The organism is Bradyrhizobium sp. USDA 223 (assembly GCF_044909005.1).
Classification (GTDB): Bacteria; Pseudomonadota; Alphaproteobacteria; order Rhizobiales; family Xanthobacteraceae; genus Bradyrhizobium; species Bradyrhizobium yuanmingense.
Map to the genome: position 1 here is coordinate 2,035,186 of NZ_JBIYDR010000001.1, position 25,552 is coordinate 2,060,737.

Here is a 25,552-nt window from a genome sequence, read left to right on the forward strand (position 1 = left end):
GTCCCTGCAGCCGAAGTGGAGTGCATTCCATGGCCGAGGAATTGCCGAGATGCTTTGACCCGTATCTCCGATACGCAATCGCGAGCGAATTCAAGAACTTCGACTTTTTCGACGAGCGGGAGTCCAAGCTATTCCTGTTCGTGGAGCTTAAGCACGCCGGGCTGGCCGGTGACTTTGTGAGAGCTCTAAGTCGTGACATCTTCGGCGCCGAATTCGGATTGACCAGTCCGAACTCGCGATATCTGACCATACGGGCTTACAAGGCGGCCGTCAGGTCGGAAAGTTTCCGGGCATGGAACGACAACGTATCCCGGGTCGAGTTGTCGCTTCCGTTGAAGCCGACAGCCATAGAAAAGGGGGCGCAGCGGGTTAGGTCCGCGAGCGAACAACCACCAACATCTCTCCTCATCGGCGTGATCGACGATGGCTGTCCGTTCGCCGCCGCTCCGTTTGTCAAATGGACCGCGGGTGTCGCAACCGGGACACGCGTGCGCGGCATCTGGGACCAGAACGAGGATCCAGCCAGAGCCCCGATCCCGGTCGGCGCCGACGTTTTCGGCGAGAAGCCGTTCGACTTCAATTACGGCCTCGAGTTCTTTCGCGAATCCGTACCAGGCGTGATCGGGCTCGACGACTGGATCCTGTTGCACAAGAGGGCGAACACGGTCGACGAGGATGGCTGCTACGCCGATGCGGGTTTCAGGAGCTTGAAGCATCAGCGTTCGCATGGCGCACACGTGATGGACGTCCTCGCGGGACGCATACCGCCCTCGGCGCGCATCGCGCGGCGCGATCCGCCGAGTTGGAATCCCGGAGATCCCTTGACCGATCCCGCTTGCGAAGCCGATATCGTGTTCGTGCAGTTTCCGGAGAGTTGTCTTCGTGATGCGACCGGCGTTTGGCTGAAGGGTTACGTCGCGGACGCAATCGAATACATCATGTCATTTGTCGATTCCCGCATAACGAACGTGGTGATCAATGTCAGCTACGGACCGACGACCGGACCTCACGATGGCACCGCGCCGCTCGAGGAGAAGCTGAGGGAGCTTGTCACTTACTATGACGGTACTTCCGGAAATCCAAAGCTTGATATCTTCCTGTCCGCCGGCAACACGTATCTGAGCGAGGGCCACGTCCGTTTCCTCAGGCAATCCATGGCAGACCCCGATCATGTCGAATGGACCTGGCGCCTTCCTCCCGACAACACCGTGCTCTGCTTTGTCGAAGTCTGGATGAAGAAGAACCACAGCGACGATGTCGTTGTTACGCTCACCTCGCCGGGCGGTTGTAGCTCCTCGTCGACCACCGGTCCTGCGCCCCCCGGCCCCCCACCTCCACCGCCCGCGGTACCCGCTCTTCCGCCCTACACCGGCGCGTATGCCCCGGTTGACTGGGGTGACAACAGGGTGTGGCTGCTTGCGGTCGAGCCCACCATCGCCGGAGCCGGGATGGTGCCCAAACATGGGAATTGGAAGATCAAGGTCGAGGGCATCGAGGCGGGGAACGAGGTTCATGCCTATGTGGCTCGTACCGATCCGAACATGAACATGCGCACCGGCGCGAAGCGCTCGTATTTTGTCGATGCCGGCTGGGAGACGGCCCGCGCGGCCGAGGCCGGCTGCAAATATGCCGGTGGAGAGTTCGACAAGACCGGGTCGCTTGTTTCTCGCCTGGGCACCCTTAACGGGATTGGTACGGACAGCGTCGCGGGTGTGCACGTGGCGGGCGGCTATATTCTGTCGGCGCCGAAACGCAAGTCGCCTTATTCGTCGGCGGGCCGCGCACGAACCGGGCCCCTCCCACGGCGAGTTGGTCCCGACTACGCGCTGTTTTGCGACGAGTCGGATGCTCTCCAGGGCGTACGCGCCGGTGGCAATCGAAGCGGCGCCGTGTTTCGCCTCGTCGGTACCAGCGCCGCCGCGCCGCAGCTCGCGCGACTGGTTGCGAACGGGGTGCCTTTAACGGCACACGATCCGCCAACCAGTCCTCCGGACGAGAAGCGAGGTGATGGCGATCTCTATCCGCCATGATGTGGTCGAAGAGCGCGCCAACAGGAAGGGCATCCGGTCGGGGCAAGCGTCAATCCGGCCGCCGCCCGGCCTCGATGCACAAGATTGCCGACACGCTCGCCGTCGTGCTGGTGCTGGCTGGATTGGCGAAGGGCAGCTTTGCACCGCTCGAGCACTTCACGTCGGCACAATGGATTGCCGGCGTCTAAGGGTGGCTTAGCCCTTCGGCGCGGTTGCTGTCGGCGGGCTCGCCTCCGGCGTCTTCTTCGGTTTCAGCGTGCCGGCATAGAACGAGATCAGCCAGACCAGGAGGATCGCGAGCAGATAAACGCCCCAAGCCTGCGGCGGCGTGGTCGCCCAGCGCACGAGGCCTTTGAATGTGCGGGGCGGGCTGTTGTCGTCGCTCATAGCCCGCTTGTGCGCGAAAGCTAAGGTCTGGTCAATCCGGCCGCCGCCCGGCGCGGATCAGGAACAGCGCGGCCAGCGCCGAGAGGCTGAGCGCGGATGAGACAATCAGCACCTTGGCGCCCATGAGGTCGATGAGCAGGCCGAAGGCGAGCGGCGCCACCGCCTGCGCCATCCGTGCCGGCGCGCCGATGATGCCGAGGCGGTAGCCGAAATCCTTCGGGCCGAAGATCGACAGCGGCAGGGTGCCGCGGGCGATCGTCAGAATGCCGTTGCCGGAGCCGTGGAACAACGCGAACGCGCTCGCCGCAGCGCCGCCGAAGATTGCGACGATCACGGCGCCGAGCGGGTGGGTGAGGCAGGCGAGCCGCGTCGACCACAGCGGATGGAAGCGGCTGAGGAAGCCGGCCTCCAACATGCGTGCACCGACCTGCGCCGGCCCGATCAATGCGCCGGCCGCGATCGCCTCGGCGGGCGTTGCCCCCATCGCCTCCAGGATGCGCGGAAAATGCGCGGCCATCGCGCCGGTGACAGTCCAGACCGCAGCGAAGATGAAGGCCAGCAAGATCATGGTGCGGTCGAGCGGCACATGCGGCTTCGCGGCCGCGGCTGCCGCCTGCTTGGCGCCCTTGATGACCGGCAGCATGAAGAAATTGAGCGGCAGGCCGATCAGGATATTGGCAGCGGCCCAGGCAAAACAGGTTTCGCGCCAGCCGAAATGCGACAGGCCCCAGGCGGTGAGCGGCCAGCCGACGGTGGAGGCGAAGCCCGCCATCAGCGTGATGCCGGTGATCGGCCTGCGCGCCTCGGTGCCGTAGATGCGCCCCAAAGCGGCGAAGGCGGCATCGTAGAGCCCCATTGCCATGCCGATGCCGAGCACCAGCCAGGCGATCGCCATCACCATCACCGACTGCGAGATGCCAAGCAGCACGAGGCCGGCGGCAATGGTCACGTTGGACGCCGACAGCACCTGACGGCCGCCGACGAGATCGATCTGCCGTCCAATGCGCGGGCCCAGCATTGCGGAGAGCACCAGCGCGGCCGAAAACGCGCCGAAGATCCAGTTGGAGGAGACACCGAGCTCGCGTCCCATTGGATCGGCGAGCAGCGCCGGCAGATAATAGCTGGAGGCCCAGGCCAGAGTCTGCGTGGTGCCGAGCGCCAGGATGATCGGAAGCTGGCGCTGGGTCATGTCCTCGTATTTCCGATCGGCCGTGTCATCGGCGCATTTGCAGCCCGCGGCGAGAGCGCGTCAACCGCGTCTGCGGCATATTCGACCTGCTGCCGGCGGGGAGCCTTTGGGTTGTATGCGGACATCCGCCTTCCGCTCGTCACGAATGCACGCCATAATGGCGCATGCAATTGACCTCGCGCCTTACGCTGATGAACTGGCTGACCGGCCAGGGGCTCACGGGCCTGCCCGAAATTGAACTGCTCCGCGGCTTCTGCGAGCGTTGCTGCGCCGAGGGGCTGGAATTGTCGCGTGGCCTCGTCGTCATCGACACGCTGCATCCGATCTATGAAGGCCGCGGCTTCCGCTGGAGCGATCGTCCCAGCAACGAGAGCGATGCCTTCGAATACGGCTCGACCGCCGACGGCGACGCCGCCAAGAGCTGGCGCCGCTCGGTGTTCTTCCACATGCTCGAGAATGGCCACGACGAGATGGTGATCGATCTCGCCGATGCGCCGTCGATGGATTTCTCGCAGATCGGCGAGCTCGCCGAGAAAGGCCACAAGCACTATCTCGCCTTCGTCCACCGCTTCGGAGAGAACGGCGCGCTCGGCCTGATGGATTGCCTCTATTCCTGCTGGACCACCCGCCGCGCGAGCGGGTTCTCCGGACTGGAGCTGGAAGCGCTGCGCGATCTGGTTCCGGTGTTGGGGCTCGCGATCAAGTCGGCGCAGCAGGTCGACATCGCGCGCACGCTCGGCCGCGTCTATCTCGGCCGCGACGCCTCCGAGCAGGTGCTGCGCGGGCGCATCTCGCGCGGCGTCACCGAGCGCATCAATGCCGTGCTGTGGTATTCGGACCTGCGCGGCTCGACCGGCATCAGCGAGAGCATCGGTCCCGACGAGATCATCCCATTCCTCAACGACTATGCGCAGGCCGTGATCGATCCGATCCACGAAGCCGGCGGCGACGTGCTGAAGCTGATCGGCGACGGGGTGCTCGCGATGTTCTGGGGCGAGGACATGGCGGATGCGCGGCGGGCCGCGCTCCGCGCCGAGCACCTGTTCCGCAAGAATGTCGCTGCGCTGAACGAGCGGCGGGCGGCGGAGGGCCGTCCGACCACGTCAGCCTATATCGGCCTGCATGTCGGCGAGGTCTTCTACGGCAATATCGGCAGCGAGGACCGGCTTGATTTCACCGTGGTCGGCCCGACCGTCAACGAGGTCAGCCGCATCGCCTCGATGAGCCGCTCGGTCGATCGTGAGCTCCTGGCCTCGACCGAATTCTACAAGGGCCTCGATGCCGCCGGCCGCCGCTACCTCGTCTCCACCGGCCGCTACGCGCTGCGCGGCATCGGCCGCGCGCAGGATCTCTACACGCTTGATCCGGAAGTCGACGCGAGCGAGCCGGTCAGGGGCAGCTACGAGCGCTATCTGGCGGGTTAGTCTCCGCGGCCTCAACAGACGCCGTCATTGCGAACGCAGCGAAGCAATCCAGAGTCCCGCGACGGAGGGACCCTGGATTGCTTCGTCGCTACGCTCCTCGCAATGCACTTGTGGTCAGCACCGCGCCGCCACCTCGTCTCCCACCATGTCCGGCTGCCGGTCCAGTCCCACCGCCGGGGACAGCAGGATCACCAGCGCCTGCATGCCGAACAATGCGGCGGCGACATAGAGGCATGCCTCCGCGCTCCAGAGGCCGCCGACGAGCGCGCCCAGCACTGAACCGAGCGGGCGGGCGCTGTAGCTCATGATGTTGATGGCGGAGACGCGGCCGAGCAGGCGCGGCGGCGTCACGGACTGGCGCAGCGTTGTGGTCGAGATCACCCACAGGATCGGGCCGACGCCAAGCAGGAAGAAGCTCAAGCCCGCGAGCCAGGGCGAGGGGACCAGCACCGTCAGCGCCATCACCAAGGCGGCGACAAAGCCGGCGACGGGGCCGAGGCCCACCACAGTGCCAAAGGCGATGCGCTTCATCACGCGCGTGGCGAGGAGCGCGCCGATCACCATGCCGACGCCGTACATCGTCAGCACCGTGCCGACACCGGCGGCGCTCAGACCGAGATGGCGCACGGCGTAGGGCACGAACACGGCGATCTGCAGGAACCAGCCGGTGTTGAAGATGAACTGGGTGATGAAGACCGGCCGCAGCAGCGGATGGTGAAACACGAAGGCCGCGCCCTCGCGGATCTCTTGGAGCGGATGCCGCCGGGGCGCAGGCGCGCGTGCGGGCTCGTAGATGCCGGAGAGCAGCACGACCGCGATGGCCGAGAGCGCCGCGGCAAAGCCGAACGCCGGGCTCGCGCCCCACCACCCAACCAGCGCACCGCCGAGGGCAGGGCCGCTGGCGAAGGCGATGGTGCGCGCCAGCTCGATGCGCGCATTGGCCGCCGGCAACAGGTCGGAGCTCACCAGCGAGGGCACCAGCGCCGGTGCTGCCACGCTGTAAACGACGGTGCCGCACACGGCGGCGAAGCCGAGCAGGGCCAGCAGCGGCAGGTTGAGGGCTCCCAGCGCGAGCAGCAGCACGACGGCCGCGAGCGCCACCGCCCGCAGCGCCTCGGCGCTCGCCATCAGCCTGCGGCGGGAAATTCGGTCGGCAAGCACGCCGGCGGGGATGGCGAACAGGACGAAGGGCAGGGTGAGTGCGGTCTGGAGCAGGCCGGTCTGCCCTTCGGCCACTCCCAGCGTCAGCACGGCGACGATGGGCGCTGCCGCGAGCGCAATCTGCTCGGCCGACTGCGCTGCGAGATTGGACCAGGCGAGGCGGTTGAAAGTGTCAGGGAGGCGAGGCGGCGTTGACATGGCGCATATCCCGTAAAGGCGAATTTGCCGATGTTGGCCCCCGATGACCACCAAACCCACCCGCTTCCCGACAAGAGGCGATCTCCCCACAATCCGCGGCGGTACGTTCGCCGCTAGATGCAGTTGCAAATGAGTTGCAATAAGAACGAAGTTGGGTATTCTGCCGACATGGATGCCAGATCACCCCACATCACTCCCGACCTCGCCGGCTGGCGCGCTGACGCCCCCATCACCAAGAGCCTCGCTGAGGTCAATTCCACAGTCGCCATTCCGGCCGCCGGCCGGTGGTGGCGGCGGTTGCTGGCCTTCGTCGGGCCGGGCTACCTCGTCTCGGTCGGCTACATGGACCCCGGCAATTGGGCGACCGATCTCGCCGGCGGGTCGAAGTTCGGCTACACGCTGCTCTCCGTCATCCTGATCTCGAACTTGATGGCGATCCTGCTCCAGTCGCTGGCGGCTCGGCTCGGAATCGTCACCGACCGCGATCTCGCGCAGGCCTGCCGCGCCTCCTATCCGCGGGTAGTGAACTTCCTGCTTTGGCTCGCCTGCGAGGCCGCCATCATCGCCTGCGATCTCGCCGAGGTGATCGGCACGGCGATCGCGCTGAAATTGCTGTTCGGCATTCCCCTGATTGGCGGCGCATTGATCGCCGCGCTCGACGCCTTCCTGCTGCTGCTGCTGATGAATCGCGGCTTCCGCTTCCTGGAGGCTTTCGTCATCGCGCTGCTGGTGGTGATCGCCGTTTGCTTCGCGGTGCAGATCGCGGCGGCGGCTCCGCCGGTGGCAGAGGTCTTGCGGGGTTTCGTGCCCAAGAGCGAGATCTTCACCAATTCCGACATGCTCTACATCGCGATCGGCATCATCGGCGCCACCGTGATGCCGCACAATCTCTACCTGCACTCCTCGATCGTGCAGACGCGCGCTTATGAACGCAACGACACCGGCCGGCGCGAAGCGATCAAATGGGCGACGACGGACTCGACCATCGCGCTGATGCTGGCGCTGTTCATCAACGCCGCGATCCTCGTCGTCGCTGCTGCGACCTTCCACAAGAGCGGCCATTCCGACGTGGCCGGGATTGAGCAGGCGTTCGAGCTGCTGTCGCCGCTGCTCGGCCTCGGCATCGCCTCGACGCTGTTCGCGGTAGCGCTGCTCGCCTCCGGTCTCAACTCGACGGTCACTGCGACGCTCGCCGGCCAGATCGTGATGGAGGGCTTTCTCGACCTGCGCCTGCCCAGCTGGGCGCGCCGCCTCTTGACGCGCGGCATCGCCATCGTTCCCGTGATCATCGTCACCGCGATCTACGGCGAGCGCGGCACGGCGGATTTGCTCGTGTTCAGCCAGGTCGTGCTGTCGATGCAGCTGCCTTTCGCGGTGATCCCGCTGGTCCGCTTCGTCTCCGACCGCCGCAAGATGGGCAAGTTCGCGATTCCGATGTCGGTTGCCGCGGTCGCCTGGATCGTCGCGGGCATCATCGTGATTTTGAATCTGAAGCTGCTGGCCGATACGTTTTTTGGGTGAGTGGCGAATGGCGAGTAGCGAGCAGGTGGGGTCGTTCTCCTATTCGCTACTCACCACTCACCATTCGCTAATCCTGCGGCTCGGATGCCGTGTCGCCCTGCGCGTCGATGCGGAGCCAGCCTGACGGGGCGAGGCGCTGCTGCGGCAGGAAGCGGGCCTTATAGTCCATCTTCTTGGAGCCTTCGATCCAGTAGCCGAGATAGACGTAAGGCAGCCCTTGCCGGCGGGCGCGTGCGATGTGGTCGAGGATCATGAAGGTGCCCATCGAGCGGCTGACCTGGCCAGGATCGAAGAACGAATAGACCATCGACAGGCCGTCGCTGAGGACGTCGGTGAGCGCCACCGCGATCAGCTCCTCGCCGCGGCCGGTGATGCCGCTGTCCGGGCCGCGCTTGCGGTATTCGATGATGCGGGTCTCGACGTGGCTGTCCTCGACCATCATGGCGTAGTCGAGCACCGTCATGTCGGCCATGCCGCCGTGGCGGTGGCGGGCGTCGAGGTAGGCGCGGAACACGGAATATTGCTCGGAGGTCGGCACCGCGCTGCGCTGCTCGCCGATGATGTCGGCGTTGCGGGCCATCACCTTGCGGAAGTTGCGCGAGGGGCGGAACTCGTTGGCGATGACCCGGACCGAGACGCAGGCCCGGCACTGGTCGCAGGCGGGACGGTAGGCGATCGACTGGCTGCGGCGGAAACCGCCATGGGTCAGGAGGTCGTTGAGGTCGCCGGCCCGGTCTCCGACCAGATGCGTGAACACCTTGCGCTCATGCCGGCCCGGCAGATACGGGCAGGGGGAAGGCGCCGTGAGGTAAAACTGGGGGGTGTCGCGCGAGTGCTGGGTCAAGGGACGTCGTGAGCCTCCGAAACAGGCATCAGCATCGCGCTCCCAAAGCCCCGGGTCAATCGATTAGCTCACCATGTCCGCGCCGCCTGCGGTGCGGGTATCCGAACCGAATTGTTGATCACGACCGTTCCCAGCACGAAATCGTGCAGCAGGCGACGGCGGCCGTTGAACAGGCCGACCAGCACCACGAACGGCGACAGGAACGAGACCGTCACCCAGAACAGCACGGCATGGGTGGCGCCGAGCACGAAGTAGCCGGGCGCGCCGTACCAGGTGCGCAGCTCCAGGTCCATCAGGCGCATGCCGACCGTGGCGGAGGACGCACCGCCGATGCTGGCGCCGTAATAGACGATGGCCCAGATCACGGAGGCCGGCCAGGCGATCCAGAACAGCGCCCAGCCGATGCCGAGGGTGACCACGCCGAACAAGGCGATGAAGATGTAGCCGAGGATCACCGGCACCGAGATCACGACCATGTCGATCAGGAAGGCGAACACCCGCCGCGTCGCGACGCCCCGGAACAGCTCCGGATGCAGGTCGGGGTCGTAGGCATGCGGTTGCATGGCGCCGTCATTGCGCCAGCCGCCCGAATTGCCCGAGTTGTACGACATGGTCCGTTCTCCCAGCGAAGCCCCCTCGCAGGACATGGGAACAGGCCATGCCCGTGCCAAGGGCGCGCGGGCGGCAGCAAGCCGAAATATTCCGGCGATTCGGGGGCGAAGGGAGGCCACAAGCGCGGATGCTGTAGGGGGCAAAGGCGCGCAGCGCCGTGCCCACCATTGCCCGCCGACTTAAACGATGGGTGGATCGGTGGGCCCGCTTCGCTTGGCCCACCTACGACAGCTGCGAGACCCTACGCTTGGCTGCGCAGCTTCTCCGCCGCCTTCGGCGCAAAATAGCTCAGCACACCGTCGGCGCCGGCGCGCTTGAAGGCGAGCAGGCTTTCCATCATGGCACGGTCGCCGTCGAGCCAGCCGTTGTTGGCGGCTGCGGCGATCATCGCGTATTCGCCGGAGACCTGGTAGGCGAAGGTCGGCATCGCAAAGGTGTCCTTCACGCGGCGGACCACGTCGAGATAGGGCATGCCGGGCTTCACCATCACCATGTCGGCGCCCTCGGCGATGTCGAGCTCGACCTCGCGCAGCGCTTCATCGGTGTTGGCGCTGTCCATCTGGTAGGTGCGCTTGTCGCCGGTGAGCGTCTTGGCCGAGCCGATGGCGTCGCGGAACGGGCCATAGAAGGCGGAGGCGTATTTCGCGGCATAGGCCATGATCTGCACGTCGAGCAGGCCGGCGCGGTCCAGCCCCTCGCGGATCGCGGCGACGCGGCCGTCCATCATGTCGGAGGGCGCGATGATGTCGCAGCCGGCTTCGGCCTGCACCAAGGCCTGACGCACCAGCACGGCGACCGTCTCGTCATTCAGGATCTTGCCGTCGGAGATCAGGCCGTCATGGCCGTGGCTGGTGAACGGATCGAGCGCGACGTCGCAGAGGATTCCGATCTCGGGAAACTCCTTCTTGATCGCGCGCACGGCCTGGCAGACCAGGTTGTTCGGGTTGGTGGCTTCCGAACCTTCCTCGTCGCGCAAAGAGGGATCGGTATAGGGAAACAGCGCGATGCAGGGGATGGTCAGCTTCATCGCGCGCTCGGCCTCGCGCAGGGCCTGGTCGACGCTGAGGCGGTCGACGCCCGGCATCGAGGCGACCTGCTCGCGCTTGTTGGTGCCGTCGATCAGGAACAGCGGCCAGATCAGATCGTCGGTGGTGAGGACGTTCTCGCGCACCATGCGCCTAGCCCACTCGGCCTTGCGGTTGCGGCGCGGACGAACGGTCAGATCGAGGGCATGCGGCACCGCGGTGCTGTCCCGGCGCGAAACGTCGCGCAATTCGATCGGACGTCCGTATTTGATCGCCATTACTCTTCCTCCGGCTGGAATTATTCTTATACCAGCTCGCATGGTTCCCGTCACCGCGGCTTGACCTGCCGCAAGGCAGATCTGAACCTGACTTGGGCAGCCGATTGATTTTGCGGGCCGAAGCAGCCAGAAGGGGCCATGTCCGAGATATCCACCCGCGATGCGGCCCAGGGCGGCGCCAATGCCAGGGACGCTGCCCGTGACACTGCCCGAGAGAGCGCGCTCTCGGTGGCGGCGATCTCCTCGGAGCGCCCGGAGTCCGACGACAATGTCTGGACCCGCCGGCTGGTGCTGTTCCTGCGGGTGATGGCGCTGCTCTCGATCCTGAAAGGCCTCTATCACTGGGCGCAGGTCACGGGCTTCGTCGGCGGCGAGGACGAGGCGTTCGAGAACCAGTCGATGGCCTGGCAGGCCGCGACCGTGTACTTCGCGGTGATCGAGCTCGTCGCCGCGGTCGGCCTCTGGCTGGCGACGCCCTGGGGCGCGGTGGTGTGGCTGACGACCGTGGTGTCGATGGCCGTGATCGAGCTGATGTTCCCGGGAATCTACGGCGGCAGCCTGGTCGTGGTCGGCGTCGAGGTCTTCATGCTTGCCGCTTATCTCGCGCTCGCCTGGATGGCCGCGCGCGAGCGGCCGCCGTAGGCGCAAACGTGCCCCGGACGCAATGCAGCGCGCCGCACTTGCGGCGTGATGCGTTGCAGAGCCGGGGCCCATCTCTCCGCGATCTCGTTTCCGGCTATCTGGGTCCCGGCTCGGCGATGCATCGCTGCGCGCTGCATGTTGTCCGGGACATGAGAGTGTGCGCGTTTGGTTGACCGCTGGTTGCCTAAAATTCGCGGCAAGTTTTCATTGACCAGCCGGTTCCGCCACAGCTCTTACGCGTGCGTTTCGAAACGGAGCGGGGCTGTTCTGGAATGCGACAACAGGGGCGGACGGAGGGTGAACAGGACCTTGCGAAGGTCAACAGAGGCTTTCAAAAAGTACTTGTGGCACAGGCTTAATGCGCAATTCACTGTCTTAAATTCATGATCTCTTTATTCTCTTATTTAAGCCGATCTTCAAACGCCCCTCTTAAGTTGCACCTATCAGACGGGACAAAAGTTTCGTCGAATAAGTGTCGATAAAAACGACAACAGGGGAAGTGTCATGATGAAAGCCGTCGCAACTGCGGCAGATACCGCAGAGCGCGTCTCCGGCCAGCAGGGTTCGGTGCAGTCGCTCTATCTGGAAGCTTTGACTCTGGTGGAGCGGCTGCATCGCCGGCTCCTCGACGTGATCAAGGACGAATTCGATCGCCGCGGCCGCGCGGACATCAACTCGGTCCAGGCGCTCTTGCTCTACAACATCGGCGACAAGGAGCTGACCGCGGGCGAATTGCGCACGCGCGGTTACTATCTCGGCTCCAACGTCTCCTACAATCTGAAGAAGCTCGTCGAGCTCGGCTTCCTCGATCATCAGCGCTCGCGGGTCGATCGCCGCTCGGTGCGCATCCGCCTGACCCCGCAGGGCCAGGAAGTCCGCCGCATCGTCGATGCGCTCTACCAGAAGCACGTCAAGACGGTGGAGCAGGTCGGCGGCATCTCCGGCGACGAGTTCGCGACCCTCAACAAGTCGCTGCACCGCCTGGAGCGGTTCTGGACCGACCAGATCCTCTATCGCCTTTGAGTTCTAAAGGGATCTGGGCGAAGCCGGCCCGCAACAAGACCGGCAGCCCTCCCGAACGTGCCTGACTTCCCCAAGCGCGCTGGTCCGGAGTTGCCCCGGACCGGTGCGTTGATATCTTTTTTGCACCTGCGAAAAAATCCCCCGGCAGCCAGGAACCAGTTCCGGGCTCGGCGCTTATCTTCTTCGGATCGGAGAAACGGCGATGCTGGTCGAGCGCGGGCTTCGGGTGATGAACGTGGAACTCGTCAGCGAGGCCTACGCCATCGCCGCGAACTACCTTCGCCGCTCCGGCGCAATCCCGGACACTCTGGTTACCGACGACCGCCTGCTTCACCTGATCGTCAAACTGCTCCAGCAGGGTGAATTCAACAAGATCAGGCTGGCCAACAAGGCGATCGGCCGGTTCCAGGCGCGGACCGAGGCCAAAGCGGTTGCCTGATCGAAACTCCCACAATCCCCCCGAACCAGAGGATGCCATGGAAGCCGCCATCGACCGCATCATGCAGACCTACGACCTGCTCGCCAACCGCACCGCGGCGGCCAGCGCCGAGGCGCGTGAAAAGGTTACGAATTACCTCAACATCCTGATGGAAGCCGGCGAGACCGACAGTCACAGGTTGACCGTCTGCGGCCTGACCTATCTGCGCCAGCTCGACGGCAGCGTCGACCCAGTGAAGGCGGGGTACACGGGGCTTTAGCACGACCTTCAGGAATGAGGCCCAAGGCGGCCCCAGCCCGGATCTTGACAGGGAGCGGTCTCGCAACCGCTCCCGGGCTGAAAACCTACAATCCCACCATATCTTGCATAAATATCAGGCCCGACCCGCAAATGCTTGGCCGCGGTCGGCCGATGTGGTAGATCGCGCGTGCTTCCGACCGCCACACCAGACCCGCCCGTAGCCCGCCAAAAGGCTGCGGCGGTGGAGATATTCGCAAGATGACCGCACCCAAGTCCGCCTCCGCGCCCGATTCGTTTTTCACCGCCTCGCTCGAGCAGGCTGATCCGGAAATCGCCGCCGCCATCAAGGGCGAGCTCGGCCGGCAGCGCCACGAGGTCGAGTTGATCGCCTCCGAGAACATCGTCAGCCGGGCCGTGCTGGAAGCGCAGGGTTCGGTCATGACCAACAAATACGCGGAAGGTTATCCGGGCGCGCGCTATTACGGCGGTTGTGAGTGGGTCGACGTCGCCGAGAACCTTGCGATTGATCGCGCCAAGAAGCTGTTCGGTGCCAGCTTTGCGAACGTGCAGCCGAACTCCGGCAGCCAGATGAACCAAGCGGTGTTCCTGGCGCTGCTGCAGCCCGGCGACACCTTCATGGGTCTCGATCTCGCCGCCGGCGGCCATCTCACCCATGGCTCGCCCGTGAACATGAGCGGCAAGTGGTTCAAGGCGGCGCACTACACCGTGCGCCGCGAGGACCAGATCATTGACATGGATGCGGTGGCCAAGCAGGCCGAAGAGGTCAAGCCGAAGCTGATCATCGCCGGCGGCTCGGCCTATTCGCGCGCCTGGGACTTCAAGCGTTTCCGCGAGATCGCCGACAGCGTCGGCGCTTACCTGCTGGTGGACATGGCGCATTTCGCCGGCCTCGTCGCCGGCGGCGTGCATGCCTCGCCGGTGCCGTATGCGCACGTCACCACCACCACGACGCACAAGTCGCTGCGCGGTCCGCGCGGCGGCCTGATGCTGTGGAATGACGAGACGCTGACCAAGAAGCTCAACTCGGCGATCTTCCCGGGCCTGCAGGGCGGTCCCTTGATGCACGTGATTGCAGCCAAGGCGGTCGCCTTCGGCGAGGCGCTGCGTCCGGACTTCAAGGTCTACGCCAAGAACATCGTCGAGAACGCCAAGGCGTTGGCCGAGACCCTGAAGGGCCATGGTCTCGATATCGTCTCCGGTGGCACCGACAATCATCTGATGCTGGTCGATCTCCGGCCGAAGGGCCTGAAGGGCAACGTCTCGGAGAAGGCGCTGGTCCGCGCCGCCATCACCTGCAACAAGAACGGCATTCCGTTCGACCCGGAATCGCCCTTTGTGACCTCGGGCATTCGGCTCGGCACGCCGGCTGCGACCAGCCGCGGGTTCGGCGTGGCCGAATTCCAGCAGGTCGGCGGCATGATCGCAGAGGTCCTCAACGCGATCGCGCAATCCTCCGACGGCAAGGCGCCGCTGGTGGAGGCTGCGATCAAGGAACGGGTCAAGGCGCTCACCGACCGGTTCCCGATCTACCAGTAAGGCGCCGCATGATCCGGAAAAGTGGGTACCGGTTTTCCGAAAAGATCATGCGAAAATAAAGGTCACACGGATGCGCTGCCCGAACTGCAACAGTCTCGATACGCAGGTAAAGGACTCGCGTCCGACCGAGGACTCGTCCGTGATCCGCAGGCGGCGCGTGTGCGTCGCCTGCAATTTCCGCTTCACCACCTTCGAGCGCGTGCAGCTGCGCGAGCTCACGGTGATCAAGCGCAACGGCCGCCGCGTGCCGTTCGACCGCGACAAGCTGATGCGCTCGGTGCAGATCTCACTTCGCAAGCGGCAGGTCGAGCCGGAGCGCGTGGAGAAGATGGTCTCCACCATCGTGCGCGAGCTCGAGACCGGTGGCGAGGCCGAGATCTCCTCGGAGGTGATCGGCGAGACCGTGATGGAGCATCTGCGCACGCTCGACGATGTCGCCTATGTGCGCTTTGCCTCGGTCTACCGCAATTTCCGCGAGGCCAAGGATTTCGCCGACGTGCTCGGCGAGCTCTCCGGCGAGGAGGAAGCGCGGCTCGCCGCGATCCGCAAATGATCTTCCGCATCCTGGAAGACCAGTTCGCGCAGAAGGCCCGCGAGGCCAAGGATGCTGATCGCCGTTTCATGGAGCTGGCGCTTGCGCTCGGTCGGCGCGGGCAGGGGCGTACCTGGCCCAATCCGGCCGTGGGCGCCGTCATCGTCAAGGACGGCGTCATCGTCGCCCGCGGCTGGACACAAGCAGGCGGACGTCCGCACGGTGAGCCCGAGGCGTTGCGGCGGGCGGGCGAAGCGGCGCGGGGGGCCACGCTCTACGTCACGCTGGAGCCATGCTCGCATTTCGGCAAGTCGCCGCCTTGCGCCGATGCGCTGATCGCGGCCGGCATCAAGCGCGTGGTGGCGGCGATCGAGGACCCCAATCCGGAAGTTGCGGGCCAGGGCCATGCGCGCCTGCGCGCAGCCGGCATCAATGTGGACGTCGGTCTGTGCGCGGCGGAGGCCGCGTTCGATCATGCCGGACATTTCCGCCGCATCCGGGACCAGCGTCCTCATGTGATCCTGAAGCTCGCGGTCTCGCCCGACGCCAAGATCGGCGCGGCCGGCGGCAAGCCGCTTGCGATCACGGGGGAGGCGGCACGCAATCGCGTGCATCTGCTCCGCGCGCAAAGCGATGCCATCCTGGTCGGCATCGGCACGGTGCTGGCGGATGATCCGCAGCTCAACTGCCGCCTGCCGGGCATGACGGCGCGCTCGCCGGTGCGTGTGGTGCTCGACCGGAGCCTGCGCATACCCGCATCGAGCCAGCTGGTTCGATCCGCGCGCGAGACGCCGCTTTGGGTGATCGCTTCCGAGCTTGCGGAAGCGGCCGCCGCGACGCGCCTTGGCGCGGCCGGTGCGCAAATCATGCGCATGCCTCCAGGGAGTGCATCCGGGCTCGATCTTTCGGCCGTGCTGCATGCGCTGGCGGAGAAGGGCATCACGCGGCTGATGGTCGAGGGCGGCAGCCGCGTTGCGGCATCGTTCGTCGCGGCCGATCTCGTCGACGAGGTCTGGCTGTTCCGCGGAGCGGAAGCAGTCGGCGAAGGCGGCGTCGATGCGCTCGATGCATTGCCCCTGTCGAAAATCACGCAGTCGCCGGCCTACAAGGTTCATGCTAGCGAGACCTGCGGCAAGGATACTCTCACCATCTACGAGCGCGCGTAATGTTCACCGGCATTGTCACCGATATCGGCGAGATCGTCAGCTTCACGCCGACGGCGCAGGGGCAGCTGCACCGGCTCCGGATCGCCTGCCGCTACGATCAGAGCACGATTGCGGACGGCGCCTCGATCGCCTGCAACGGCGTCTGCCTGACCGTGGTTGGCTCGGGCGTTGCGGATGGCATGGACTCCAAGCCAAGGACCTGGTTCGACGTCGACACCGCGGCCGAGACGCTGGCGCTGACGACGGCCAAGCGCTGGAAGGTCGGCACCAGGCTCAACCTCGAGCGCGCGCTGAAGATCGGCGACGAGCTCGGCGGCCATATCGTCGCCGGCCACGCCGATGGCATTGCAACCATCGTCAGCCGGGAGGACTTGCCGGATATGGCGCGGTTCGTGCTCTCGACGACGCGGGAGCTGGCACGGTTCATCGCCACTAAGGGCTCAATCACGCTCGACGGCGTCTCGCTGACGATCAATACGGTTGCAGACGTGACCTTTTCGGTGCTGATCATTCCGCACACGCTGGATGTCACGACAATCGGCAGCTGGAAGGCGGGGGATGAGGTTAATATCGAGGTCGACCTGATGGCCCGCTACGCGGCGCGGCTGACGGAAATGACGGTCTCTTAGAACTTGGCTTACATGCTTCCGGCTACTACATAGCGCCGACCCCTTTCGAAACGGATTGAACGATGGCAGACGCGCGGCGCGCACCCCTGAAGGACCAGACCGACATTTCCGGCGCGCGCGCGCTGATTGTCGAGGCGCGGTTCTATGACGATCTCCAGGATGCGCTGCTGGACGGCGCGGTTGCGGAGCTGAAGGTGGCCGGCCTGACCCACGACGTCATCACGGTTCCCGGTGCGCTGGAGATCCCCGCGGCAGTCGCCATCGCGGTCGATGCCGCGGCGGCGAACGGCAGGCCCTATGATGCGGTGATCGCGCTCGGCTGCGTGATCCGCGGCGACACCATTCATTTCGAGATCGTCTCGCAGGAATCCTCGCGCGCGCTGATGGACCTCGCCGTGGCGCGAAAGCTGCCGCTCGGCAACGGCATCCTCACCGTCAACACCGAGGCGCAGGCCTGGGCGCGGGCGCGTGCCAGCGAGCTCAACAAGGGCGGCGATGCCGCGCGCGCCGCGCTTGCGATGCTGCGCATAAAACGCCGCCTGGCGCAGGCCTGAAGCCATGGCCGATAACACCAAGAAGCCGACAGGCGTTGTCGAGAAGAAGGCGAACCGGCGCGGTGCGGCACGGCTCGCAGCCGTGCAGGCGCTGTACCAGATGGACATCGCCGGTGCGGGCATCAACGACATCTTTGCCGAGTTCGAAAGCCATTGGCTCGGCAACGAGGTCGAGGGCGAGACGTATCTGCCGGCGGAAGCCGCCTTTTTCCGCGACGTCGTTTCCGGCGTCGTCCGCGACCAGAAGAAGCTCGATCCCCTGATCGACGAGGCGCTGTCGAAGGGCTGGCCGCTCAAGCGGATCGAGGCGATCCTGCGGGCAGTGCTGCGGGCAGGAGCCTATGAGCTCCAGCATCGCAAGGACGTGCCGGGCCGGGTGGTGGTCTCCGAATATGTCGACGTCGCCAATGCCTTCGTCGACCGTGAGGAGACTGGCATGGTCAATGCCGTGCTCGACCAGATCGGCCGCCAGTTTCGCGGCGACGAGTTCGGGCGGGGGTAGTTTCCCGCGAGGGCGGTGAAGTGATGCGAGACGACTGCCCCATTCTCCGTCGTCATCACCCGCGAAGGCGGGTGATCCAGTACGCCGCGGCCTATCGGGCTAACACGACTGTCTCTCGAATACTGGATCGCCCGGTCAAGCCGGGCGATGACGGCGGAGGGTGGAGTTGGCGCCGATGACGAACGCACAGGACCCCTCCGGCGAAGACTCCCTCATCGCGCGCTATTTCAAGCCGCTGGCGACCGATCCGGGCGCGTTCGGGTTGGTCGACGACGCTGCGGTGCTGTCCTCGTCCGGCGAGGACATCGTCGTCACCACCGACGCCGTGGTGGAGGGCGTGCATTATCTTGCCGGCGATCCGCCCGACACCATCGCGCGCAAGGCGCTGCGGGTGAACCTGTCCGATCTCGCGGCGAAAGGAGCGACGCCGGCCGGCTTCGTGCTGACGCTGGCGCTGCGCAGCAAGGAGGATGCCTGGCTGCGTCCCTTTGCGGACGCGCTGGGCGAGGATGCGAAGACCTTCGCTTGTCCTCTGCTCGGTGGCGACACGGTGTCGACGCCGGGCCCGCAGATGATCTCGATCACCGCCTTCGGCCGCGTGCCTCGGGGGCGGATGATCGGCCGCACCGGGGCAAGGCCGGGCGACCGCGTCCTGGTGACGGGCACGATCGGCGATGCCGCGCTCGGCCTCGACGTGCTCAAAGGCGGCGCTGCCGCCAGCGCGCTGACATCCGATCCCGCGGCACGGGATTTTCTGGTCTCGCGCTATCGGGTGCCGCAGCCGCGCAACGTGCTGGCGCCGGCCGTGCGCGATCATGCCACCGCGGCGATGGACGTCTCCGACGGCCTCGCCGGCGATCTGACCAAGCTCTGCGCCGCCTCCGGGGTCTCGGCTTCGGTCGACGTGACGAGCCTGCCACTCTCGGCCGCGGCGGCCGGCCTTCGCGCCCGCAACGTCGCGTCTGTCGAGGCGCTGCTTGCGGGCGGCGATGACTACGAGGTGCTCTGCACCGTTCCGCCGGCGCAATGCGAGACGCTGATTGCCGCGGGGCGGTCCCTGGGCGTTGCCGTGACCGCAATCGGTGCGATCACCGAGGGGCAGAAGCCGCTGCGCTTCCTGGACGGGCAGGGGCAGGACCTGCTTTTGACGCGGCTGTCCTACAGCCATTTCTAGCAATTGCTCCAAACCGGCATCCTGGTTCTCAGCGCTTGGTCCTAAATACCTGCCGAGATCGGCCTTTTCGGCCTCATCCGGCGTTGCACCGTCAATTTGATTTTGGCAAGCTCGCGGCCGACTGAAGCCGCCCCTTAAGGGCAAGGGGGCGGCTTTGTTCAAAATCAAGGCGCTGCACCGCACGACGGACAACAAAAGGCGCCGGGGGTACATCAAGGATCTGAGGCAAACATCACATGACAGCATTATGGTTGATAGTGCTCTGCGGAGCGCTTTCCGTCGCCTACGCGATTTGGGCGACGTCTTCGGTCTTGGGCGCGGATGCGGGGTCGCCGCGCATGCAGGAGATCGCAGCGGCGGTGCGCGAAGGCGCACAAGCCTATCTCCGGCGCCAATACACCACCATCGGTATCGTCGGCATCGTCATCTTCGTGTTGCTTGCCTATTTCCTCGGGCTCTACGTCGCCATCGGTTTCGCCATCGGTGCGATCCTGTCCGGCGCCGCAGGCTTCATCGGCATGAACGTCTCGGTCCGCGCCAATGTGCGCACCGCCCAGGCCGCGACGACGTCGCTGGCCGGCGGCCTCGAGCTCGCCTTCAAGGCGGGCGCCATCACTGGCCTTCTGGTGGCCGGTCTCGCGCTGCTGGGCGTGACCCTCTATTTCGCCTTCCTGGTCCATTCGCTGAAGCTGGCGCCTGACAGCCGCGTCGTTGTCGACGCCCTGGTGGCGCTCGGCTTCGGCGCCTCGCTGATCTCGATCTTCGCCCGTCTCGGCGGCGGCATCTTCACCAAGGGTGCGGACGTCGGCGGCGACCTCGTCGGCAAGGTCGAGGCCGGCATTCCCGAGGACGATCCGCGCAATCCCGCGACCATCGCCGACAACGTCGGCGACAACGTCGGCGACTGCGCCGGCATGGCGGCCGACCTGTTCGAGACCTATGCGGTGACCGCGGTCGCCACCATGGTCCTGGCGGCGATCTTCTTCGCCAAGACGCCGATCCTCGCCAACATGATGACGCTGCCGCTCGCGATCGGCGGCATCTGCATCATCACCTCGATCATCGGCACCTTCTTCGTCAAGCTCGGGCCGAGCCAGTCGATCATGGGCGCGCTCTACAAGGGCCTGATCGCGACCGGCATCCTGTCGCTGATCGGCATCGCCCTGGTGATCTACTACCTGATCGGCTTCGGCAAGCTCGAGGGCGTCAACTACACCGGCATGGCGCTGTTCGAATGCGGCGTGGTCGGCCTCGTCGTCACCGCGCTGATCATCTGGATCACCGAATACTACACCGGCACCGACTATCGTCCGGTGAAGTCGATCGCCCAGGCCTCGGTCACCGGCCACGGCACCAACGTGATCCAGGGCCTCGCCATCTCGATGGAAGCGACCGCGTTGCCTGCGATCGTCATCATCGCCGGCATCCTGGTCACCTACAGCCTCGCCGGCCTGTTCGGCATCGCGATCGCGACCGCCACCATGCTGGCGCTGGCCGGCATGATCGTCGCCCTCGACGCCTTCGGCCCCGTCACCGACAATGCCGGCGGCATTGCCGAAATGGCGGGACTGCCGAAGGAGGTGCGTAAGTCGACCGACGCCCTCGACGCGGTCGGCAACACCACCAAGGCGGTCACCAAAGGCTACGCGATCGGCTCGGCCGGTCTGGGTGCCTTGGTGCTGTTCGCGGCCTACAACGAGGACCTCAAGTTCTTCGTGGCCGGCTCCGCGCAGTATCCCTACTTCGCCGGCGTCAATCCGGACTTCTCGCTGAACAATCCCTACGTCGTGGTGGGCCTGCTGTTCGGCGGTCTGTTGCCGTATCTGTTCGGCGCGATGGGCATGACCGCGGTCGGCCGTGCGGCAGGCGCGATCGTCGAGGAGGTGCGGCGGCAATTCCGCGAGAAGCCGGGCATCATGCAGGGCACCGACAAGCCTGACTACGGCAAGGCGGTCGACCTGCTCACGCGCGCGGCGATCAAGGAGATGATCATCCCCTCGCTGCTACCGGTGCTCTCGCCGATCGTCGTCTACTTCCTGATCTATGCGATCGCGGGCGGCGGCGCGGCCGGCAAGTCGGCGGCGTTCTCGGCCGTAGGCGCCATGCTGCTCGGCGTGATCGTGACGGGCCTGTTCGTCGCGATCTCCATGACCTCGGGCGGCGGCGCCTGGGACAACGCCAAGAAGTACATCGAGGACGGCCATTTCGGCGGCAAGGGCTCTGATGCCCACAAATCCGCGGTGACCGGCGACACCGTCGGCGATCCCTACAAGGACACGGCGGGACCCGCGGTGAACCCAATGATCAAGATCACCAACATCGTGGCGCTGCTGCTGCTGGCGATCCTGGCGCACTGAACTGCAAACGACGAAAGGCAAAACCCCGCGGCGTGAGCCGCGGGGTTTTTGTTTTGCATTGTCATTCCGGGATGGCCCGAAGGACCAGACCCGGGATATCGAGATTCTCAGGTGCGCAATTTGCGCACCGGAGTTCGGTTCTTCGAGCCGCCCCGGAATGACGCTGCGCGTCACCGCATGTCCATCTGTAGGGCTTGGTTCTGGCGGGCGCACGCCGCGCAATTCAGGCTCAGCTTGACACGTACAAACCTGCTGTTGACAATAGTTCGCACAGGTGCCGTCAGTCCGCGACGTTGGAAAAATCCCATGGCACTGCTCATTCGACCGGATGAACTGCCGCGCTTTGTACCGGGCGAGTTGCTGCGCTGCAGTGCCGGTCAAGGCTGGAGGGGCGTTGAGCTGCGGACCTATCGCTATCGTGGTCTCGACGTCCCAGTGCCCGCGATGGCCGACTTCATGATCGTCTCCTACAAGCGCGGCAGCACCATGATGGAGCGGCGTTTCGAGGGGCGCTGGACCCGGACCGAGTGTCATCCGGGCGATATTTCGCTATTGACCCGCTCGCAGGCATCGCACTGGCACTGGACCGAGCAGATCGACGTCTCGCATGTCTATCTCTCGGACACTGTGGTCTCCCGCGTGGCTGCCGACGTCCTTGAGCGGCCGATCGCAGCGGTGCGGCTGCACGACATATTGCGCACGCAAAGTCCGATCGTGACCGAAGCCGTCGAGGTCATATCTCGCGAAGCCGGCGGCAACGGCATCGGAGGTGCGTTATACGTCGACGCGCTGAGTACGCAGCTCGTCGTCAATCTGCTTCGCAACTTTGCATCCGTTCAGTTTGTCGACAAGTCCGGAAGGGGCGAACTGCCCCCGGCAATACGCAAACGCATTGTCGACTACATCGAAGCCCGGATCGATCAGGCGCTCTCGCTCGAAGAGCTCGCCGAAGTCGCCTCGATGGGCGTATGGACTTTCGGGAAGCGCTTTCGTGCCTCGTTTCAGACCAGCCCCCACCAGTATGTCCTCGACCGTCGGCTCGAAAAAGCTCAGCAAATGCTGGCTCTTGGCCGCCTGCCGGTGAAGGCGATCGCGTCGGAATGCGGCTTCGCGGATCAGGCCCATTTAACGCGCGTCATGCGCGCACGGCTGGGCCGGACACCGGCCGCCCTCAGGGACGATAGTCCTCGCTAGCGCTTCTTCACCCGATCCTTCAACAAGCTCACTGGTTCCTTCAAGACGACACTGCACGTCGCTTCTAACGTCCTTCCCACAGCCGAATGGCCATTCGGTCGCTCAAGCGGCCGGTACAAAAGAGGGGAAACGTTATGGGCACCTTGTTGGAGTCGACACATGCGTCGCGTGCGGATGCACCGACGACGCACTTGGACGCACTGGTCATCGGCGCCGGGATCGCCGGCCTCTATCAGTTGTATCGCCTGCGAGAGATGGGACTGAGCGTCCGCGCTTACGATACGGCATCGGGGGTGGGTGGCACCTGGTACTGGAACCGCTATCCGGGTGCGCGCTTCGACTCCCAAGTCGAGGTCTACCAGTATTGGTTCTCCGAGGAGCTGTACAAGGCCTGGAAGCCGAGCGAGCGATTTCCCGCGCAGCCGGAGACTGAGCGCTGGCTGAACTTCGTTGCGGACCACCTCGACCTGAAGAAGGACATTCAATTCAACAGCCGCATCGTCTCGGCCCACTATCGCGAGAAGGACGGCCGCTGGACGGTCACGACGGAGGCTGGCGAGACGATCGACACTCAATATGTCCTTGCTTGTTGCGGCATGCTGTCGGCTCCGCTCGTGGACCGCTTTCCCGGCCAGTCGACGTTCCGCGGCGAGATCCACCATACCGGACGATGGCCGAAACAGGGCGTCGATCTCAAAGGCAAACGGGTCGCGGTGATCGGCACCGGCGCGACCGGAATCCAGGTCATCCAGACCATCGCCCCTGACGTGGCCGAAATGAAGATCTTCGTGCGGACCCCGCAATACGTGGTGCCGATGAAAAATCCGCAGTACAGCCAGGCCGAATGGGACCTTTGGGCCAGTCAATTCCACGATCTGAAGAAGCGCGTTCGTTCGACCTTCGCCGGCTTCCATTACGACTTCGAGAACCGTCCCTGGGCGGAGCTGACGCCCGGAGAGCGCACGGAAGTACTGGAAAAGTTCTGGAAAGAGGGCTCGCTGTCGATGTGGCTGGCGACCTTCCCGGAAATGTTCTTCGACGAATCGGTCAGCGCCGTCGTGTCCGATTTCGTACGGGGCAAGATGCGTGAGCGCCTGCGCAACGATCCAAAACTGTGCAGCCTCCTGATCCCGTCCGATTATGGCTTCGGCACGCACCGCGTGCCGCTCGAGAACAGCTATCTCGAGGTCTATCTGCAGAACAACGTCGAAGCAATCGACTGCCGGTCCACGCCGATCGAGCGCATCGTGCCCGAGGGTATCCAAACCTCTGACGGCAAGGTTCACGAGGTCGACGTCATCATCCTCGCTGTCGGCTTCGACGCCGGGTCCGGCGCGCTGAGCCGGATCGACTTCCGCGGCCGCGACGGTCGTTCGCTGAAAGAACAGTGGAAGCAGGAGATCCGTACCGCCATGGGCCTTCAGGTCCATGGCTATCCGAATCTGTTCACGACCGGCGCGCCGCTCGCACCTTCGGCTGCTCTCTGCAACATGACCACCTGTCTGCAGCAGCAAGTCGACTGGATCGCCGACTGCATCGACTACGCGCGGATGCAAGGCAAGCAAACGATCGAGGCCACCCGCGAGTTCGAAGACAATTGGGTGAAGCACCATGACGACACCGCTGCGGCGACGCTCGTGGTCAAAACCGACTCTTGGTACATGGGCTCTAACGTCGACGGCAAGCCGCGCCGGCTGTTGTCCTATATCGGCGGCGTCGGCAACTACAATCGACAATGCGACGAGCTCGCCGCCAGCGGCTATCCCGGTCTCGCGATGACCTGACCCTACGGCTCCAAAGGAAAAGCCAAATGAGCAACAATCCCTATTACGGGCCTGAAGGTCACGGCCCCTACGAGATGATCAACATCGGCGACCTTCTGCTCGAGGATGGCGGGGCCATTCCCGACTGCAAGCTCGCCGTCGCCACCCACGGCACGCTCAACGCTGCGAAGGACAACGCCATTCTCGTCCCCACCTGGTACTCGGGCACGAGCAAGATCATGGAGCAGGTTTATATCGGCGCGGGCCGGGCACTCGATCCCACGAAATACTTCATCATCGTGGTCAACCAAATCGGCAGTGGATTGTCGACATCGCCGCACAACGCCAGCGGAGCGATGGTCGGACCAAATTTCCCAAAGGTCCGCATCGGGGACGACGTTCGCGCCCAGCACCGGCTGTTGACCGAATACTTCGGGCTAACGAGCCTTGCTCTCGTGGTCGGGGGCTCGATGGGCGCGCAGCAAACCTACGAATGGGCTGTGCGCTATCCGGATTTCGTCAAACGCGCGGCGCCGATCGCCGGTACGGCGAAAAACACCGAGCACGACTTCCTCTTCGCGGAGACGCTGAATGAGGCCATCACGACCGATCCGGGCTTCAGCGGGGGACACTACGGCTCGCCGGCCGATGTCGCTGCGGGCCTCAAGCGACAGGCGAAGCTCTGGACCGTGATGGGTTGGAGCACCGACTTCTTCCGTGCCAACCGACACAAGGCGCTAGGTTTCGAAACCATGCAGGGCTTTGTCGACACCTTCATGACCGGATACTTCGCGCCGATGGACCCGAACAATCTGCTATCCATGGCGTGGAAGTGGCAGCGCGGCGACGTCAGCCGCAACGCCGACGGCGACCTTGCTGCCGCTCTCGGGCGGATCAAGGCGAAGACATTCGTGATGCCGATCAGTCACGACATGTTCTTCCCGCCGGCCGACTGCGAGGCCGAGCAACGGCTCATTCCGGGGAGCGAGTTGCGCCCGCTGGCCAGCATCGACGGGCACCTGGGCTTGTTCGGCACCGATCCGCAGATGCTCGCGCAGCTCGACGCCAACCTGTCCGAGTTGCTCGCCACGCGTGTAAACTGAACGAGCTA

Annotated in this window: 24 protein-coding genes; 18 read left to right on the forward strand and 6 right to left on the reverse strand. The window is 64.9% G+C overall.

From position 1 onward, the window contains the following. Positions 1–29 precede the first annotated feature (29 nt). Complete coding sequence (locus ABIA40_RS09260; protein ID WP_404540737.1) at positions 30–2,030, forward strand: hypothetical protein; 2,001 nt, start codon at positions 30–32, stop codon at positions 2,028–2,030. 195 nt (positions 2,031–2,225) lie between these two features. Here the strand turns inward: ABIA40_RS09260 and ABIA40_RS09265 are convergent, their stop codons facing one another. Both ABIA40_RS09265 and ABIA40_RS09270 read right to left on the reverse strand, forming a co-directional pair. Then, complete coding sequence (locus ABIA40_RS09265) at positions 2,226–2,417, reverse strand: hypothetical protein (protein WP_157283483.1); 192 nt, start codon at positions 2,415–2,417, stop codon at positions 2,226–2,228. A gap of 31 nt (positions 2,418–2,448) precedes the next feature. Beyond that, the gene (locus ABIA40_RS09270; protein ID WP_404540739.1) at positions 2,449–3,606 is read right to left on the reverse strand and encodes an MFS transporter; all 1,158 of its coding nucleotides are present in this window, start codon (positions 3,604–3,606) and stop codon (positions 2,449–2,451) included. Positions 3,607–3,770: 164 nt separating this feature from the next. Between ABIA40_RS09270 and ABIA40_RS09275 the strand changes: the two genes are divergently transcribed. Next, complete coding sequence (locus tag ABIA40_RS09275; RefSeq protein ID WP_404540741.1) at positions 3,771–5,030, forward strand: adenylate/guanylate cyclase domain-containing protein; 1,260 nt, start codon at positions 3,771–3,773, stop codon at positions 5,028–5,030. A 114-nt stretch (positions 5,031–5,144) separates the two neighbouring features. Here ABIA40_RS09275 and ABIA40_RS09280 read toward each other — a convergent pair whose 3' ends face one another. Beyond that, a complete protein-coding gene (locus ABIA40_RS09280) occupies positions 5,145–6,389 on the reverse strand; it encodes an MFS transporter (RefSeq protein WP_275499958.1) in 1,245 nt (414 codons plus the stop codon). A gap of 168 nt (positions 6,390–6,557) precedes the next feature. Here ABIA40_RS09280 and ABIA40_RS09285 point away from each other — a divergent pair, with 168 nt between their 5' ends. Continuing rightward, positions 6,558–7,910, forward strand: a complete 1,353-nt coding sequence (locus tag ABIA40_RS09285; protein ID WP_157283487.1) for an Nramp family divalent metal transporter — start codon at positions 6,558–6,560, stop codon at positions 7,908–7,910. A gap of 67 nt (positions 7,911–7,977) precedes the next feature. On the opposite strand, the gene ABIA40_RS09290 is transcribed toward ABIA40_RS09285, so the two are convergent. The 3 genes from ABIA40_RS09290 to hemB form a co-directional block, all read right to left on the reverse strand. Next, positions 7,978–8,754: an arginyltransferase gene (locus ABIA40_RS09290; protein WP_225151846.1), complete on the reverse strand. Its 777-nt coding sequence runs from the start codon at positions 8,752–8,754 to the stop codon at positions 7,978–7,980. Between the two features lie 68 nt (positions 8,755–8,822). Then, positions 8,823–9,365 (reverse strand): RDD family protein, encoded by a 543-nt coding sequence (locus ABIA40_RS09295; protein ID WP_057029747.1) that lies wholly within the window; start codon positions 9,363–9,365, stop codon positions 8,823–8,825. Positions 9,366–9,607: 242 nt separating this feature from the next. Beyond that, the gene (gene hemB / locus ABIA40_RS09300; RefSeq protein WP_271538085.1) at positions 9,608–10,669 is read right to left on the reverse strand and encodes a porphobilinogen synthase; all 1,062 of its coding nucleotides are present in this window, start codon (positions 10,667–10,669) and stop codon (positions 9,608–9,610) included. A 138-nt stretch (positions 10,670–10,807) separates the two neighbouring features. On the opposite strand from hemB, the gene ABIA40_RS09305 reads away from it, so the two are divergent. The 15 genes from ABIA40_RS09305 (at position 10,808) to ABIA40_RS09375 (ending at position 25,544) form a co-directional block, all read left to right on the forward strand. Next, positions 10,808–11,311 carry a DUF6163 family protein gene (locus ABIA40_RS09305; protein ID WP_271538084.1) on the forward strand — a complete coding sequence of 168 codons (504 nt, stop codon included), beginning with the start codon at positions 10,808–10,810 and terminating at the stop codon, positions 11,309–11,311. Between the two features lie 504 nt (positions 11,312–11,815). Continuing rightward, on the forward strand, positions 11,816–12,334 hold the full coding sequence (gene ldtR, locus ABIA40_RS09310; protein ID WP_025036696.1) for a transcriptional regulator LdtR: 519 nt from the start codon (positions 11,816–11,818) through the stop codon (positions 12,332–12,334). A 202-nt stretch (positions 12,335–12,536) separates the two neighbouring features. Then, on the forward strand, positions 12,537–12,773 hold the full coding sequence (locus tag ABIA40_RS09315) for a hypothetical protein (RefSeq protein WP_157283491.1): 237 nt from the start codon (positions 12,537–12,539) through the stop codon (positions 12,771–12,773). 37 nt (positions 12,774–12,810) lie between these two features. After that, entirely contained in the window at positions 12,811–13,032 is a 222-nt protein-coding gene (locus ABIA40_RS09320; protein ID WP_128265268.1) for a hypothetical protein, read from the forward strand. Between the two features lie 239 nt (positions 13,033–13,271). Beyond that, on the forward strand, positions 13,272–14,570 hold the full coding sequence (gene glyA / locus ABIA40_RS09325) for a serine hydroxymethyltransferase (RefSeq protein ID WP_036010474.1): 1,299 nt from the start codon (positions 13,272–13,274) through the stop codon (positions 14,568–14,570). Between the two features lie 70 nt (positions 14,571–14,640). Beyond that, positions 14,641–15,123 carry a transcriptional regulator NrdR gene (nrdR, locus tag ABIA40_RS09330; RefSeq protein WP_011087793.1) on the forward strand — a complete coding sequence of 161 codons (483 nt, stop codon included), beginning with the start codon at positions 14,641–14,643 and terminating at the stop codon, positions 15,121–15,123. Continuing rightward, positions 15,120–16,268, forward strand: coding sequence for a bifunctional diaminohydroxyphosphoribosylaminopyrimidine deaminase/5-amino-6-(5-phosphoribosylamino)uracil reductase RibD (ribD, locus tag ABIA40_RS09335; protein WP_271538083.1), 1,149 nt, complete (start codon positions 15,120–15,122; stop codon positions 16,266–16,268). Before nrdR ends, ribD begins: the two co-directional genes overlap by 4 nt. Next, positions 16,268–16,897 carry a riboflavin synthase gene (locus ABIA40_RS09340; protein WP_271538082.1) on the forward strand — a complete coding sequence of 210 codons (630 nt, stop codon included), beginning with the start codon at positions 16,268–16,270 and terminating at the stop codon, positions 16,895–16,897. Before ribD ends, ABIA40_RS09340 begins: the two co-directional genes overlap by 1 nt. A gap of 62 nt (positions 16,898–16,959) precedes the next feature. Next, positions 16,960–17,451, forward strand: coding sequence for a 6,7-dimethyl-8-ribityllumazine synthase (gene ribH, locus ABIA40_RS09345; RefSeq protein ID WP_271538081.1), 492 nt, complete (start codon positions 16,960–16,962; stop codon positions 17,449–17,451). A gap of 4 nt (positions 17,452–17,455) precedes the next feature. Continuing rightward, positions 17,456–17,953, forward strand: a complete 498-nt coding sequence (gene nusB / locus ABIA40_RS09350; protein ID WP_036010453.1) for a transcription antitermination factor NusB — start codon at positions 17,456–17,458, stop codon at positions 17,951–17,953. 175 nt (positions 17,954–18,128) lie between these two features. Beyond that, positions 18,129–19,127, forward strand: coding sequence for a thiamine-phosphate kinase (gene thiL / locus ABIA40_RS09355; RefSeq protein ID WP_271538080.1), 999 nt, complete (start codon positions 18,129–18,131; stop codon positions 19,125–19,127). Between the two features lie 236 nt (positions 19,128–19,363). Next, positions 19,364–21,484: a sodium-translocating pyrophosphatase gene (locus ABIA40_RS09360; protein WP_271538079.1), complete on the forward strand. Its 2,121-nt coding sequence runs from the start codon at positions 19,364–19,366 to the stop codon at positions 21,482–21,484. 306 nt (positions 21,485–21,790) lie between these two features. Next, on the forward strand, positions 21,791–22,678 hold the full coding sequence (locus ABIA40_RS09365; protein ID WP_271538078.1) for an AraC family transcriptional regulator: 888 nt from the start codon (positions 21,791–21,793) through the stop codon (positions 22,676–22,678). A gap of 134 nt (positions 22,679–22,812) precedes the next feature. Continuing rightward, positions 22,813–24,462 carry a flavin-containing monooxygenase gene (locus ABIA40_RS09370; protein WP_404540748.1) on the forward strand — a complete coding sequence of 550 codons (1,650 nt, stop codon included), beginning with the start codon at positions 22,813–22,815 and terminating at the stop codon, positions 24,460–24,462. A gap of 26 nt (positions 24,463–24,488) precedes the next feature. Then, a complete protein-coding gene (locus ABIA40_RS09375) occupies positions 24,489–25,544 on the forward strand; it encodes an alpha/beta fold hydrolase (RefSeq protein ID WP_404546196.1) in 1,056 nt (351 codons plus the stop codon). Positions 25,545–25,552 lie beyond the last annotated feature (8 nt).

Coding starts and splice junctions, on each gene's coding strand:
- ABIA40_RS09260 (WP_404540737.1), top strand. CDS start 30: ATGGCCGAGGAATTGCCGAGATGCTTTGACCCGTATCTCCGATACGCA.
- ABIA40_RS09265 (WP_157283483.1), bottom strand. CDS start 2,417: ATGAGCGACGACAACAGCCCGCCCCGCACATTCAAAGGCCTCGTGCGC.
- ABIA40_RS09270 (WP_404540739.1), bottom strand. CDS start 3,606: ATGACCCAGCGCCAGCTTCCGATCATCCTGGCGCTCGGCACCACGCAG.
- ABIA40_RS09275 (WP_404540741.1), top strand. CDS start 3,771: ATGCAATTGACCTCGCGCCTTACGCTGATGAACTGGCTGACCGGCCAG.
- ABIA40_RS09280 (WP_275499958.1), bottom strand. CDS start 6,389: ATGTCAACGCCGCCTCGCCTCCCTGACACTTTCAACCGCCTCGCCTGG.
- ABIA40_RS09285 (WP_157283487.1), top strand. CDS start 6,558: ATGGATGCCAGATCACCCCACATCACTCCCGACCTCGCCGGCTGGCGC.
- ABIA40_RS09295 (WP_057029747.1), bottom strand. CDS start 9,365: ATGTCGTACAACTCGGGCAATTCGGGCGGCTGGCGCAATGACGGCGCC.
- hemB (WP_271538085.1), bottom strand. CDS start 10,669: ATGGCGATCAAATACGGACGTCCGATCGAATTGCGCGACGTTTCGCGC.
- ABIA40_RS09305 (WP_271538084.1), top strand. CDS start 10,808: ATGTCCGAGATATCCACCCGCGATGCGGCCCAGGGCGGCGCCAATGCC.
- ldtR (WP_025036696.1), top strand. CDS start 11,816: ATGATGAAAGCCGTCGCAACTGCGGCAGATACCGCAGAGCGCGTCTCC.
- ABIA40_RS09315 (WP_157283491.1), top strand. CDS start 12,537: ATGCTGGTCGAGCGCGGGCTTCGGGTGATGAACGTGGAACTCGTCAGC.
- ABIA40_RS09320 (WP_128265268.1), top strand. CDS start 12,811: ATGGAAGCCGCCATCGACCGCATCATGCAGACCTACGACCTGCTCGCC.
- glyA (WP_036010474.1), top strand. CDS start 13,272: ATGACCGCACCCAAGTCCGCCTCCGCGCCCGATTCGTTTTTCACCGCC.
- nrdR (WP_011087793.1), top strand. CDS start 14,641: ATGCGCTGCCCGAACTGCAACAGTCTCGATACGCAGGTAAAGGACTCG.
- ribD (WP_271538083.1), top strand. CDS start 15,120: ATGATCTTCCGCATCCTGGAAGACCAGTTCGCGCAGAAGGCCCGCGAG.
- ABIA40_RS09340 (WP_271538082.1), top strand. CDS start 16,268: ATGTTCACCGGCATTGTCACCGATATCGGCGAGATCGTCAGCTTCACG.
- ribH (WP_271538081.1), top strand. CDS start 16,960: ATGGCAGACGCGCGGCGCGCACCCCTGAAGGACCAGACCGACATTTCC.
- nusB (WP_036010453.1), top strand. CDS start 17,456: ATGGCCGATAACACCAAGAAGCCGACAGGCGTTGTCGAGAAGAAGGCG.
- thiL (WP_271538080.1), top strand. CDS start 18,129: ATGACGAACGCACAGGACCCCTCCGGCGAAGACTCCCTCATCGCGCGC.
- ABIA40_RS09360 (WP_271538079.1), top strand. CDS start 19,364: ATGACAGCATTATGGTTGATAGTGCTCTGCGGAGCGCTTTCCGTCGCC.
- ABIA40_RS09365 (WP_271538078.1), top strand. CDS start 21,791: ATGGCACTGCTCATTCGACCGGATGAACTGCCGCGCTTTGTACCGGGC.
- ABIA40_RS09370 (WP_404540748.1), top strand. CDS start 22,813: ATGGGCACCTTGTTGGAGTCGACACATGCGTCGCGTGCGGATGCACCG.
- ABIA40_RS09375 (WP_404546196.1), top strand. CDS start 24,489: ATGAGCAACAATCCCTATTACGGGCCTGAAGGTCACGGCCCCTACGAG.